Source organism: Gordonia bronchialis DSM 43247 (assembly GCF_000024785.1).
Lineage (GTDB): Bacteria > Actinomycetota > Actinomycetes > Mycobacteriales > Mycobacteriaceae > Gordonia > Gordonia bronchialis.
The window spans coordinates 476,651-489,751 of record NC_013441.1; the positions used below are offsets into that span (position 1 = coordinate 476,651).

Annotated in this window: 14 protein-coding genes; 12 read left to right on the forward strand and 2 right to left on the reverse strand. The window is 67.6% G+C overall.

Annotated features, from left to right (window positions below; translation table 11 throughout):
* Positions 1 to 45 precede the first annotated feature (45 nt).
* Positions 46 to 2,370, forward strand: coding sequence for a DNA polymerase III subunit gamma and tau (locus tag GBRO_RS02095; protein WP_012832350.1), 2,325 nt, complete (start codon positions 46 to 48; stop codon positions 2,368 to 2,370).
* A gap of 135 nt (positions 2,371 to 2,505) precedes the next feature.
* On the opposite strand, the gene GBRO_RS02100 is transcribed toward GBRO_RS02095, so the two are convergent.
* Together GBRO_RS02100 and GBRO_RS02105 are read right to left on the reverse strand one after the other, a co-directional pair.
* Positions 2,506 to 3,828 carry a class I SAM-dependent methyltransferase gene (locus tag GBRO_RS02100; protein WP_012832351.1) on the reverse strand — a complete coding sequence of 441 codons (1,323 nt, stop codon included), beginning with the start codon at positions 3,826 to 3,828 and terminating at the stop codon, positions 2,506 to 2,508.
* Positions 3,825 to 5,207: an FAD-binding oxidoreductase gene (locus tag GBRO_RS02105; protein WP_012832352.1), complete on the reverse strand. Its 1,383-nt coding sequence runs from the start codon at positions 5,205 to 5,207 to the stop codon at positions 3,825 to 3,827. Before GBRO_RS02105 ends, GBRO_RS02100 begins: the two co-directional genes overlap by 4 nt.
* 79 nt (positions 5,208 to 5,286) lie before the next feature.
* Here GBRO_RS02105 and GBRO_RS02110 point away from each other — a divergent pair, with 79 nt between their 5' ends.
* From GBRO_RS02110 to GBRO_RS02160, 11 genes are all read left to right on the forward strand, one after another.
* Complete coding sequence (locus GBRO_RS02110) at positions 5,287 to 5,727, forward strand: SRPBCC family protein (RefSeq protein WP_012832353.1); 441 nt, start codon at positions 5,287 to 5,289, stop codon at positions 5,725 to 5,727.
* Between the two features lie 10 nt (positions 5,728 to 5,737).
* Complete coding sequence (locus GBRO_RS02115; protein WP_012832354.1) at positions 5,738 to 6,691, forward strand: pseudouridine synthase; 954 nt, start codon at positions 5,738 to 5,740, stop codon at positions 6,689 to 6,691.
* 75 nt (positions 6,692 to 6,766) lie between these two features.
* Positions 6,767 to 7,402: a VOC family protein gene (locus tag GBRO_RS02120; RefSeq protein ID WP_012832355.1), complete on the forward strand. Its 636-nt coding sequence runs from the start codon at positions 6,767 to 6,769 to the stop codon at positions 7,400 to 7,402.
* A 27-nt stretch (positions 7,403 to 7,429) separates the two neighbouring features.
* A complete protein-coding gene (locus tag GBRO_RS02125) occupies positions 7,430 to 7,744 on the forward strand; it encodes a hypothetical protein (RefSeq protein ID WP_115311764.1) in 315 nt (104 codons plus the stop codon).
* Positions 7,745 to 7,805: 61 nt separating this feature from the next.
* On the forward strand, positions 7,806 to 8,450 hold the full coding sequence (locus GBRO_RS02130; RefSeq protein ID WP_012832357.1) for a dihydrofolate reductase family protein: 645 nt from the start codon (positions 7,806 to 7,808) through the stop codon (positions 8,448 to 8,450).
* 102 nt (positions 8,451 to 8,552) lie between these two features.
* The gene (locus tag GBRO_RS02135) at positions 8,553 to 8,882 is read left to right on the forward strand and encodes a hypothetical protein (protein ID WP_012832358.1); all 330 of its coding nucleotides are present in this window, start codon (positions 8,553 to 8,555) and stop codon (positions 8,880 to 8,882) included.
* A gap of 20 nt (positions 8,883 to 8,902) precedes the next feature.
* Positions 8,903 to 9,271: a YbaB/EbfC family nucleoid-associated protein gene (locus GBRO_RS02140; RefSeq protein WP_012832359.1), complete on the forward strand. Its 369-nt coding sequence runs from the start codon at positions 8,903 to 8,905 to the stop codon at positions 9,269 to 9,271.
* Between the two features lie 25 nt (positions 9,272 to 9,296).
* The gene (gene recR / locus GBRO_RS02145) at positions 9,297 to 9,908 is read left to right on the forward strand and encodes a recombination mediator RecR (RefSeq protein WP_012832360.1); all 612 of its coding nucleotides are present in this window, start codon (positions 9,297 to 9,299) and stop codon (positions 9,906 to 9,908) included.
* A gap of 110 nt (positions 9,909 to 10,018) precedes the next feature.
* A complete protein-coding gene (locus GBRO_RS02150; protein WP_012832361.1) occupies positions 10,019 to 11,647 on the forward strand; it encodes an alpha/beta fold hydrolase in 1,629 nt (542 codons plus the stop codon).
* Positions 11,648 to 11,664: 17 nt separating this feature from the next.
* On the forward strand, positions 11,665 to 12,210 hold the full coding sequence (locus tag GBRO_RS02155; RefSeq protein ID WP_041920146.1) for a uridine kinase family protein: 546 nt from the start codon (positions 11,665 to 11,667) through the stop codon (positions 12,208 to 12,210).
* A gap of 121 nt (positions 12,211 to 12,331) precedes the next feature.
* Positions 12,332 to 13,066 (forward strand): uracil-DNA glycosylase, encoded by a 735-nt coding sequence (locus GBRO_RS02160; RefSeq protein WP_223373170.1) that lies wholly within the window; start codon positions 12,332 to 12,334, stop codon positions 13,064 to 13,066.
* Positions 13,067 to 13,101 lie beyond the last annotated feature (35 nt).

The following is a 13,101-nucleotide window of genomic DNA, read 5'->3' on the forward strand; positions in this document are numbered from 1 at the left end:
CGACCAGCCGACGATCCTGTCGGAGTGCGCCGGTAGTCTCGACGCGTGGCCCTGTATCGCACCTATCGCCCGGCTACGTTCGCCGACGTCGTCGGCCAGGAGCATGTCACAGACCCGCTGAGCCATGCGCTCGATGCCGGCCGAATCAATCATGCGTACCTGTTCTCCGGGCCGCGCGGTTGCGGCAAGACGTCGTCGGCGCGCATCCTCGCGCGGTCCCTCAACTGTGTGCAGGGACCGACGTCGACGCCGTGCGGGGAATGCGTCTCGTGCGTCGCGCTCGCCCCGGGCGGGCCGGGCAACCTCGACGTCATCGAGCTCGACGCGGCCAGCCACGGTGGCGTCGACGACACGCGTGAGCTGCGGGACCGGGCGTTCTATGCGCCGGCCGAGTCGCGCTACCGCGTGTTCATCGTCGACGAGGCACACATGGTCACCAACGCGGGCTTCAACGCGCTGCTCAAGATCGTGGAGGAGCCGCCGGAGCATCTGATCTTCGTCTTCGCCACCACCGAGCCAGAGAAGGTGTTGCCCACCATCCGCTCGCGCACCCACCACTACCCGTTCCGGCTGCTCGCGCCGCCGGTGATGCGCGGACTTTTGGAGAGGATCTGCGCCCAGGAGCACGTGACCGTGGCACCCGAGGTCTATCCGCTGGTGATCCGCGCCGGTGGGGGGTCGCCGCGCGACTCGCTCTCGATTCTCGATCAGTTGCTCGCCGGCGCCGATGACCGGGGCGTCACCTACGACCGGGCTCTCGCGCTACTCGGCGTCACCGACATCGCGCTCATCGACGACACCATCGACGCTCTTGCCACTGGCGACGGCGCAACCCTGTTCGGCACCGTCGAGAAGGTCGTCGACGCCGGGCACGATCCGCGTCGCTTTGCCGTCGACCTTCTCGAACGGTTGCGGGATCTCATTCTGCTGCAAGCTGTTCCGGATGCGGCCGAGCGTGGCCTGGTGGAAGCACCAGGCGATCAGCTGGCCCGGATGAACAGGCAGATCGAGACCCTGGGTGCGGCGTCGCTCACCCGTTTCGCCGAACTCGTCCACGCCGCGCTGGGGGAGATGCGCGGTACCACATCGCCGCGACTGCTGCTCGAGGTGATGTGTGCGCGGATGTTGCTGCCGGCGGTGTCGGCCGACGAGATCGCGGTGCTGCAGCGGCTGGAACGACTCGAATCCGGTGTGCGGGCGTCGGTGCCGATCCCGGCCGCGCCGAGTGAACCCGAACCCGAACCCAAGTTCGTGCGTCCGTCGCAGCGCAAGGCGATGGAGGAGGCCAAGGCGTCGGCGGTTGCCGAACGTACCGAAGCCGAGGAAGCCGAGGCCGACGACGTGCAGGGCATCGAACCTGGTGCTGTCGGCGTGGACGGGGAGCCGGTGCGTGGGGGTGGCACGCCCACTGCTCCGCAACCGCCGGCTCGGACACCTGCTGCGCGGGTCGAGCCGGAACCGGAACCGCAGCCCGCCCCCGTACCTGAGCCGGAGCCGCGTGAGCCGGAACCGGTTGCCTCGCGTGAACCCGAGCCGGAGCCCGAGGCGGAGCCGGTCGTCTCGCAGGAACCCGAGACGCAGCACGTCGCGTCACGGGATCCCGAGCCGCAACCTGGTGCCCCTCGTGAGCCCGAGCCGCGGAGCGTGGCCGAGCCTGCTCCGGAGACGGAAAGCATTGTCGCCGAGGATATTCCATTGCCGGACGAGCCGTTCGACGAGTACGACGCTCCGCCGGACGAGCCGTCGTCGCCGCGGCGTGCGCCGGACCCGGAACCCGAACCGGAGGCGGCGCCCACGGTGCCCGGACTCGATGCCGACACACTGCGCAAGCGTTTTCAGGAGGTTCGTGCCGCAGTGCGGGCGCAGAGTCCGCAGGGCAAGACGGTGGAACCGATGCTGTCGCCGGCCACCGTGCACGACCTCGACGGCGACGTCGTGGTGCTCTCCCATCCCACCGAACTCCTGGTGGGCAGGCTGTCCGCGCCGCACAACGTCGCCATCATCCGGGCTGCGCTCCAGGAGGTGTTCGGTACGCCACTCGACGTGCGGACGATCCATGTGCCGCCCGGCGCGGCCGCACCGGCCGGGGCGCCGCGACAGTCCCGGACGGCACAGCAATCCAAACCGCGACAGACCTTTTCGCGGCCCAGTCGGGCGCGCGACCAGGGCGCACCGTCGGCTCCGGCACCCGAGCCGGTGGCCGAACCCGAGGAGCCCGAACCGCCTCGCGCGGACGAGGACATCCCCGACGAGGAGCGCAAGGAGATGGTCGCCGACGCGCAGGCGGCCTCCCCGGAGGGACGTCACGATCCGGACAAGGTCGCGCTGGAACTGCTCAAGACCGAGTTGGGGGCGCGTCCGCTCGAGTGAGCACGCTGACGAAAGTAGGGGAAGGAAATCCTTCCCCTACTTCCGGTTTCGTTCTCGAGAAACTTCCCGGGGACAGAACGAAAAGTGGGGGAAGGAAATCCTTCCCCCACTTTCAGTCCGACGCCGAAGCGACCGTCAGGCCTGCCACCACGGCCGCAGCGGCAGATTGCTGCGGCCCTGCTTGTCGAGCTTGGTGGCCAGCACGTGATGCAGCTGGATGATGTTGCGGTCGAAGCCGATCCGGCAGCCGGCCATATACAGACCCCACAGTCGTGCGGTGCCCTCGCCGACCTCCTCGACGGCCTCGTCCCAGTGTTCGACGAGGTTGCGGTTCCAGTCGCGCAGGGTCATCGCGTAGTGCTCGCGGAAATTCTCCTCGTGCACCACCTCCATGCCGCCGATGTCCTGCAGCTTCGAGATGATCTTGCCCGACCCGGTGAGTTCACCGTCGGGGAACACGTAGCGGTCGATGAACGAGCCCGCGCGGCTGCGGCTCGAGTTGTCCGGCCGGGTGATGCAGTGGTTCAACAGCATTCCGCCGTCGCGCAGTTTGTCACGCATGAAACCGAAGTAGGCGGGGTAGTTGCTCACCCCGATGTGCTCGGTGAGGCCGATCGACGACACCGCGTCGAAGTCGCCCTCGGGCACATCACGGTAATCGCTGTGCCGCACCTCGGCGAGATCGCCGAGTCCCTCGTCGGCGATGGCCTTCTGGGCCCACTCGGCCTGTTCGGCGGACAGGGTCGCACCGATGACCTTGACGCCGCGCCGGGCGGCGTAGCGGACCATTCCGCCCCAGCCGCAACCGATGTCGAGTAGCCGGTCGCCCGGCTTGAGGCGCAGTTTGTCGAAGACGAGGCGATACTTGTTGTCCTGCGCGGTCTCCAGCGATGCGTCGCGGTCGGGGTAGACGGCGCAGGTGTAGGTCATCGACGGCCCGAGCACCCACTCGTAGAAGGTGTTCGACACGTCGTAATGGTGGTGGATGACCTCGGCGTCGCGGGACTTGCTGTGCCGGAACCCTTCGGCGAAACGCCGCCAGCGCGGCACGGCCTCCTGGGGCGGCGGAGCGATCGGCTTGAAGTGTTCGATGCCGAGCGACCGCGCGACCTGCGCGAGGGTGAGCGCCGACGGACGGGTGAACTCGAGATCGCCGGCCAGTGCGCGTAGCGCCTCGTACGGGTCGGCGGGATGGGCGCCCACCAGCTCGAGATCGCCGGCGATGTAGGCGCGGGCCAAACCGAGGTCGCCCGGCGCGGTCACCAGATAGGTTGTGCCGCGCGGGGTCTTGAGGTTCAGCCCGTACTTCGCGTCGGGAGGGCCGGCGGCGCTGCCGTCGTAGGCGGTGATCCGGATCTTCAGGTTGCCGCCCATCAGTGATTCGAAGATCTCGGCGAGGGTCATCTTGCCGGAACTGATCTCGAGTCCCGACGACGACGAATCCTTGAACGTGGTCATTGACGTTTCACCGCTTTCGCATACAGATCCAGCAGACGTCCCCGTGGGTCGTACCGCTTCTTCAGCAGACGATAGTGCTCGCCGCCGTAGAGCTCGTCGAAATCCTCGGGGCTGTAGAAGGATTCCGAGTACAGCGACTTGTGGCCGTCGAGTTCGGCCACCTTGGCTTCGATCATCTTGTTGGTATGGCCCGGATCGCCGGGTGTCACCGGCACCGCCGACCAGAAGCCGACGTTGACGTAGGTGCGGTGCGGTTCCAACGGGTACAGCGGCCACGGCCGGGCGGGATCGGCGCCAGGGAGGGCGGGGTCGCGTAACCGCAACGGGCACAACCAGATCGGCTCGATGGGAATGTTCTGCAGGAACCACTCGAGGTAGGCGGTGGTGTTCTCGATGGGGACCTCGATGTCCTGCACCACACGCTCACCCGGCGGCTCACCCTTGCGGGCGTTGAGTCGGTCGCCGATGTCGTAGCGCTGATCGAGGGCGATGAGTTTCCAGTAGAAGCTGCTGCGTAGGTAGCGTTTCGGCCAGAACCGGCGAATGCGCGGATTCTGGGCGCCGAAGGCGCGTGAGCACCAGAACCAGTCGGTGTCCCAGCGCCAGAGGTAGTCGCCGATGGTGAGGCGGTCGTTCTGTTTGTGCTGGATCGACCGGTAGTAGATGTCCATTCCGGTGTAGTCGCTGGTGGGGCCCGTCTCGGCGGTTTGGCGGCCCAGCGTCAGGTAGGACTCGTCGGCGGAGAAGACGACGCCGTCGAGGTAGTCGACGGGTTGACCGTCGAAGCTGCGGTCGGTGACGATGGCCTCCATCGTCGACTGCAACTCCGCCAGACTGCGAAACCGGATGTGCCGCAACTCCACATAGGGTGGCACCTGCTCGAGTTCGATCTTCAACCGCACCGAATAGCCGAGCGTCCCATACGAATTGGGGAATCCGAAGAACAGGTCGGAGTGCTCGCCCTCGGGGGTGGCGGTGATGATCTCGCCGCTGCCGGTGAGGATGTCGATCTCGCGCACCGCCTCGTGCGGTAGGCCGTTGCGGAACGACGTGGATTCGATGCCCAGCCCGGTGACCGCGCCGCCGAGCGTGATGGTCTTCAGCTGCGGCACCACCGTCGGCGCCAGTCCGTAGGGCAGCGTCGCGGCGACGAGATTCTCGTAGGTGCACATGCCGGCCACGTCGGCGGTCCGAGCGTCGGGGTCCACCGAGATCACGCGGTCGAGCCCGGACACATCGAGCCCGGGATGCGGATTGGCCGCGCGCTTGCGGAAGAGATTCGAGGTCTTCTTCGCCAGACGGACAGTGGCCTCGGGAGGTATCGCGCGATAGCTCTCCAGGAGGGTCGACACCCCCTGGTCGAATGCCCGTGCCCCCATCTCCAACCGGTCAGAAGTCACTTGGCTAGCCTAGGACGTGAGCAGGGCACCCGCCAATCAGTTCTAAGGAGAACCCATCGTGGGGCAGATTTCCGCAACGCAGTCGATCGACATCGCCGCCGCACCCGACGCGGTGATCGGCGCGCTCGCCGACTACAACGAGGTGCGCCCGGCGATCCTGCCGGAGCAGTACCGCGACTACGCGGTGATCAAGGGCGGCAACGGCGACGGCACCGTCGTGCACTGGATTCTGCAGGCCACCTCCAAGCGTCAGCGTGACGTCAAGGCAACCGTGTCGGTGGTTCCCGATACGGTCACCGAACGCGACGAGAACTCGACGATGGTGACGACCTACCAGGTCAGCGCCGCGGGTAACGGTTCCAAGGTGACCACCACGACCACCTGGAACAGCCAGGCCAGCGGCATCGGCGGCTTCTTCGAGAAGACCTTCGCCCCCAAGGGTCTGGCCCGCATCCAGGCTGCGCTGCTCGCGAATCTGAAGAAGCGCCTGGAGAGCTGAGCCGCACCCGATGCGTCGTCGGCGACCGTCGCCGCTACCCATCCGGGACGGCGTCGACGCGACCCGGGTGGTCCTGCGGGCCGGTCCGGAGTCGACCATCGGCGACTGCCTGCGTACCACCCCGGCGCTGGCCGACCTGACCGACGACGATCTGCGCCTTCGGGCGCAGGCCGGAGAGATCGTCGACGCCGCGGGCGACCCGGTGTCGCTGGACGCTCCGGCGCGGCTGAACACGGCGATCTATCTCTACCGCGACCTGCCCGACGAGGTCCCGATTCCCTTCGAACTGCCGATTCTCTACGCCGACGAGAACATCGTCGTCGTCGACAAGCCCCATTTTCTGGCGACCATGCCACGTGGCCGGCACGTCACCGAGACCGCACTGGTCCGGCTTCGACGACAACTCGGTTCCGACGACGTCGCCCCTGCTCACCGGCTGGACCGGCTGACCGCCGGTGTGTTGTTGTTCACGCTGCGACGTGAGGTTCGCGCCGCCTATCAGGATCTGTTCGCGACGCGGGCGGCCACCAAGGAGTACCGGGCGCTGGCGCCGGTCGACGACGCGCTGACGACGACGGTGACGATCCGCAACCGCATCGAGAAGACCGCGGGCGACCTGCGGGCGCGCGTCGTCGATGGCCCGGTCAACGCGATCAGCGACATCACGCTGCTCTCCGACGCCGGCCTCTACCGGCTGGTGCCGCACACCGGGCGTACCCATCAGCTGCGGCTGCACATGGCGTCACTGCGCGTCCCCATCGTCGATGACCCGCTCTATCCCGACGTGCGACCGGAGCTCGCGCAGCGCCCCGACGTCGGCGACTTCTCCGCCCCGCTGCGGCTGGTCGCCCATGCGCTGGAGTTCACCGATCCATTTACTGGCGAGCGCCGACGGTTCGAGAGTCGACGGTCGTTCCCGCCGGCTCAACCAGCATCGGGACGCGGCGGTTCGACCAGCGGATGAGGGGCATGGCCGGCCGCACGATTCGATCAGGAATCGAGAAGCGCGAGGTGAGGTGACGCTCCTAGCGTGAGTGTCATGACCACTTCAATTGATTTCATCACCCTCACCGTCCCCGACGTCGATGCTGCGAAAGCGTTCTACCGCACAGCATTCGGCGATGCCCTCGGGGATCGTCTCCGGTTCGCCGAAGGCGCGGACACCACCTCCGGGTTCCGCGGATACGTCCTGTCACTCGTCGTTGCCGATCCCGTTGTCGCCGACTCCTTCCTCGAACCCGCGCTCGAAGCCGGGGCCACCGAGGTGAAGCCGGCGAAGAAGTCCTTCTGGGGTTACGGCGGGGTGATCGCCGCGCCCGACGGCGCTCTGTGGAAGGTCGCGTCGTCGAAGAAGAAGGCGACGGGCGCGCCGGCACGGCAGCTCGAGGATGTGGTGCTCCTGCTCGGCGTCGACGATGTGGCGGCCACCAAGGAGTTCTACGTCGAGCGGGGACTCGCCGTTGCCAAGAGCTTCGGCCGCAAGTACGTCGAGTTCCAGAGCGAACCGCAATCGGTGACGCTCGCACTCTACGGTCGCCGGGCCGCGGCCAAGGATGCCGGCGTCCCAGCCGACGGCAGCGGATCGCACCGCCTGACGATCGGTGGCGGAATCGGACCGTGCACCGATCCGGACGGCTTCGTGTGGACCCCGCACTCCGTCCCGGCACGCGGGTAGCGCACAGGGCGCAGCATGATGGTGCCCATGAGCGTGCAATTGTGCTGCTTGTTGTGGGCGCGGCCGGGTCGTCGGGCCGAGCTGAGCGCGTACGAGGACAAGGTGCTGCCGCTGGTCGCCGACCACGGCGGCACCGTCGTCTCGCGGGTGATCAGCGCCGACCCCGGCAGAGATGACCCCGGCGACGAGGACCCTGACGAAGTCCAGGTGTTCGACTTCGAGAACCGGGCCGCGCTCGACGCCTACCTGGCCGACCCGCGGCGCACGGCACTGCACGCCGAACGCGACGACGTGGTCGCCCGGACCCGGCTGTTCGGGGTGCGCATCGTGTCCGACCGATGAGTCCGGGGCCGTCGGTGGGTCTGACTATCGTCGACGCACAGATGACCACAGGAGGACAGCCATGGCGGCGCAACTGCTACGTGTGCAGAATTTCGGGGTTTCGCGAGACGGTTACGGTGCGGGGGAGGGGCAGAGCGCCCAGACGCCGTTCGGTCACGCCGATCCGGCCTCCATCTTCGCGTGGGCGGGTGCGACGGCGAGTTGGCCCAACCGCACCGAACCCGGCGGTAGTCGCGGACTCGACGACTACTTCACCCGCGATTTCCATCACAACATCGGCGCCGAGATCATGGGCGCCAACAAGTTCAGCCCGCACCGAGGACCGTGGGAGAACCATGACTGGCTCGGCTGGTGGGGCGACGAGCCGCCGTTCCACACCCCGGTCTTCGTGATGACCCACCATCTGCGTCCGTCATTCACCTTGTCCGACACGACCTTTCACTTCGTCGACGACGAGCCGGCGGTTGTCCTGGAGAAGGCGCGGGAAGCCGCCGACGGCAAGGACGTCCGCCTTGGCGGCGGGGCCGCGATCATAAGGTCGTTCCTCGACGCCGACCTCGTCGACACCTTGCACGTCGCGGTGTGCGACATCGAGCTGGGTGCCGGGTCGAGGCTGTGGGAGAGGCCGACGGACCTGGAGGACCGCTTCCGGCACGAAGTGATCCCGAGTCCGAGCGGAGTCACCCACCATCTGTTCTGGCGCTGACGTTGATCTGGCGCTGACGTTGATCTGGCGCTGACGTTGATCTGGCACTGACGTTGATCTGGCACTGACGTTGATCTGACACTGAGCGGCTAGCCTGGCCACGTGACCATCCGCGCGTCCTACGAACGGCATCCCGATCTGGGCTGCGAGGCCGTCGTCTTCATCGACGACGAGTCCATGGCGTGTTTCCAGATCCAGCGGGATCTGGTCGGCGGTCCGCGCTCAGATGAGCACTGTGTGACCACCGGTGCCAGTGCGCCCGTCTACGGCGGTATCACGCAGTGGCGGCGCGTCGACGACCGTTTCGAGTTCGCGCTCACCCGCCGCGCGGGCCGGCTCTTCGGCGACGACGTGCTGTCCTTCGAGATCAGCCCGGCCGACGAGTCCTCGGTCGACGACATCGCCGAGCATGTCGATCGGTTGTTGCGATGAGCGACGGCTACCCTGGACACGTGACTCAACCTTTCGATCCCAGCGCCCTGTTCGGTGGCGGCGGAGCCGGTGGCGAGAACCCGATGGCCGGTCTGCTGGCGCAGGCTCAGCAGATGCAAGCCCAGCTGGTCAACGCACAGAACGAGATCGCCGCAGCCGAGGTGACCGGGACCGCGGGCAACGGGCTGGTGACCGTGACCGGTAACGGGACCGGGGAGATCACCGCCGTGACGATCGACCCCAAGGTCGTCGACCCCGACGACGTCGAGACCCTGCAGGACCTGCTGCTCGGGGCGCTGGCCGATCTGTCGAGCAAGCGGGAGGCCCTCGCGAGCGAGAAGATGGGTCCGCTCGCCGGGGGACTCGGCGGCTTGCCGGGCCTCGGCTGACGGCCGCGCGAACTCAGGACCACCGATGTATGAGGGGCCGATCCAGGATCTGATCGACGAACTGGCCAAACAGCCCGGTCTGGGACCCAAGGGCGCCCAGCGGATCGCGTTCGCGCTGCTGGCCGGCGAGAAGTCAGAGATCGACCGGCTGGTCGCCGCGCTGGGCCGGGTACGTGACGACGTCACGTTCTGCGCCGAGTGTGGCAACGTGTCGGCCAACCGGCTCTGCCGGATCTGCTCCGACGCCCGACGCGACGCGACCAAGATCTGCGTCGTCGAAGAGCCCAAGGATGTGCACGCCATCGAGCGGACCAAGGAGTTCAACGGCCGCTATCACGTGCTGGGCGGTGCGCTGGACCCGCTGTCGGGGATCGGGCCGGATCAGTTGCGGATCCGCGAGCTGCTGCGACGCCTGGCCAACACCGACGACGGCAACGACGTCACCGAGATCATCGTCGCCACCGACCCCAACACCGAGGGTGAGGCCACCGCGACCTATCTGCTGCGGATGCTCAAGGAGTTTCCCGGGCTGTCGGTGACCCGCCTCGCGTCGGGCCTGCCGATGGGCGGCGATCTCGAATTCGCCGACGAACTCACCCTCGGCCGCGCCCTGTCCGGGCGGCGCGTTCTCGCCTGATCCATCGAATCGGGCATATACGTCGAACCCCGCGCCGACGTCGCTCCACCTCAGCCGGTCCGGTGTCTGTCTGCTAGAGATATAGGGATGCCGAGGTGGGGAGAGTGTTGATGCACCGAGTTGGAGTCCGGTTACTGGGTGCGGTCGTGGCCTCCGCAGCGGCTGTCGCCATGGTGACCGTCCCGGCGGGAGGACCCCCGACGGCTGCCGCCGCCCCGCAACTCAGTTGGGGGCCGTGCGCCAAGATCCACTCCGCGAAGGGTGCCCAGTGCGCGACGATCGCCGTCCCGCGCGATTACGCAAAACCCAACGGCCCCACCATCACCGTGACCATCAGCCGTATCCCGGCCCGGGATCAGGCCCACAAGATGGGTGTGCTGGTGGGCAATCCGGGTGGTCCGGGCGGTGACGCCCTCGGCCTGTTCTCGTGGGCTGCGCCACCCGCGGCAGTGCAGGACCGCTTTGACCTGGTGGCCGTGCAACCCCGCGGCCTCGTCGGCGGCACGGCTCTCAAGTGTGCGAAGTTCAACGCCGCCAACGACTTTGTGGCCGTCACCAATTACGGGGCCATCAACCGCGACCGCTGTGAGGCGGCCAGCCCCGGGTACCCGGCCACGCTCACCACCGAGAACGCCGCGCGCGACATTGAGATGGCAAGGCACGCACTGGGAGTGAACAAACTCAGCCTCTATGGCATCTCCTACGGGACGACGTTGATGGCGACGTACGCGACGCTGTTCCCGCAGCACACCGACCGGCTCGTACTCGACTCCGCGGTGAACCCGAACGGTATCTGGAACCGCGTCGGCAGCGATCAGACCCCCGGTTACAAGGGTCGCGTCAACGCGATGATGGCGTGGATTGCCGCGCACGACAACCTTTATCACCTCGGTGCGACCCCGCTGGCGGTGTACTGCAAGTGGAGTGCGCGCGTGGAGAAGGAAGCCGGTGTGCCGCCGTCGCTGGCGGCGCCGCCCGCCCAGGTCGGCGACGTCCCGCCGGGGCTGAAAGCGTGGTCGCAGCAGTACATCGCCGGGGTCAACCTGACCGCCGACGCGCGGGCGCGCTACGAGAACTTCGTCGCGACGATGCTGACTCCCGGTGGGGATCAGTCGAAGTCGGCAATGCTGACCGCGACCCGCACCGTGGCGCCGGACCGCAACTACTGGCCGCTGATCGCGCTGCGCCTGTCGAACATGGTGCCGCGTCGCAAGGCCGTCAAGCCCACCCCCGACGAGGTGGCCGCCGAAACAGCGTCGAACAACATGCAGACCATCCTGATGTGCAACGAGAACCAGTATCCGGCCCAGCCGGCCCAGATCCCGGCCGCATTGTTCGCCAACCTTGTCGTCAGCGATGTCTTCGAGGCGCCGGGTCTGTTCTGGGAGTCGGGAATCGCTTGTGCCGGAACAACTCCGCGGGTTCGTCCGGTCGTCACCAGTAACCGCGGGCTAGCCGTCACGCCACTGCTGATCAACAGCGTCGACGACCCGCAGACGCCGTATCGGGGAGCGATGGTGCTGCGCCGCGCGATGGGTGCCCACCTCATCACCGTCGGCGGCGGCGATCACGGTCAGCTCGCCCGCGGGAATCGTCCGCTCGACGCCGCGATCTCGCAGTACCTGATCACCGGCCGCACCGCGGTCACCGCCGCCCCGCAGGCGCCGATCACCACTCCGCTCAACCGTCTGCCCACCACGTCGGGATCGAGTTCGGAACGGTTCGGTTACGGCTGGTGACAACCGGTCCGGTCGTCATGGTCGATGCGCGTCTGCAGGAACGCCTCGATGCGCTGGCCGCGGAGATGACGACCGGGATCGTCGCCATCGACGGGCCATCCGGCGCCGGGAAATCGACCCTCGCCGATGCGCTGATGGCCACGCTGGCCGCCAACGGCACCGGTGCGGTCCTCGTCCGCACCGACGACTTCGCCACCTGGGACAATCCGGTGGCCTGGTGGCCCGAGCTGGAATCCGATGTGCTGCAAGCCTTCATCCGCCGCCACGACTACCAGTACCGGCCGCGGGTGTGGCGCGACGGCGTGCCCGTACGTGGAGCGCGCGTCTGGCGCCGCTGGGAGCCGCTTCTGGTTATCGAGGGGGTGTCGTCTGCGCGGCGTCGGATCGCCGACCGGCTCTCTCACGCACTGTGGCTCGACGGTGCGCCCGCCGCGGAACGGCTCGAACGGGCGGTGGCACGCGACGGCGAAGCGTCGCGGCCGTATCTGCAACGGTGGCAACGGTTTGAGCGCGGCTGGTTTGCCGTGGACCGGACGAGGGATCGATGCCTGGTCCTGGACTGAGGTTGACATTTGTTAGTGCGCTGAACCGTTCGGGTTACGAGTGGTTTCGCCCCCAGAAGGGGGCGGCTCGACCAGCACAAGGGGGCGTACCGACACCCCGGTGAGCCACTACCCTGGGATCGTGCGTGGATACCGGAGCATCGCCGCACTCGACCGGGACCTGGTCGGGTGCCGGGCGTGTCCGCGTCTGGTTGCGTGGCGTGAGCAGGTGGGGCGGGAGAAGCGGCGTGCTTTCGCCGACCAGGAGTACTGGGCCCGCCCGGTCCCGGGGTTCGGGCCGTCGGACGCTGCGGTCGTCATCATCGGCCTGGCGCCGGCAGCGCACGGCGGGAATCGGACGGGCCGCATGTTCACCGGCGACCAGAGCGGCGACGTGCTGTTCGCCGCACTGCACGCCGCGGGACTCGCCAATCAGGCGACCTCGGTATCGGCCGATGACGGGCTGCTCCTCTACGGCACGCGCGTGACCGCCCCGGTGCATTGCGCGCCTCCACAGAACAAGCCGACGCCGCAGGAGCGCGACGAGTGCGCGCACTGGCTGCACAGCGAACTGGAACTGCTTGCGCCGACGATGCGGTCGGTGGTGGCGCTCGGCGCCTTCGGGTGGCGGCAGACGCTGCACACGTTCGGCACACTGGGTTGGTCGGTGCCACGTCCGCGGCCGGCGTTCGGTCACGGCGCGCACACCGTGCTGACCCGCGGAGATCGCTCGATCGGTGTTTTCGGCTGCTATCACGTGAGCCAGCACAACACCTTCACCGGCCGTCTCACGCCGACGATGGTGGTCGACGTACTGAGCGCGGCCGCCCGGTACGCCGACCTCGGGTACGCCGTCCGATCAGAGGATTCCGAGTGAATTCACAGGTGCGGAGAACGGTTGTGTGAGTAAGG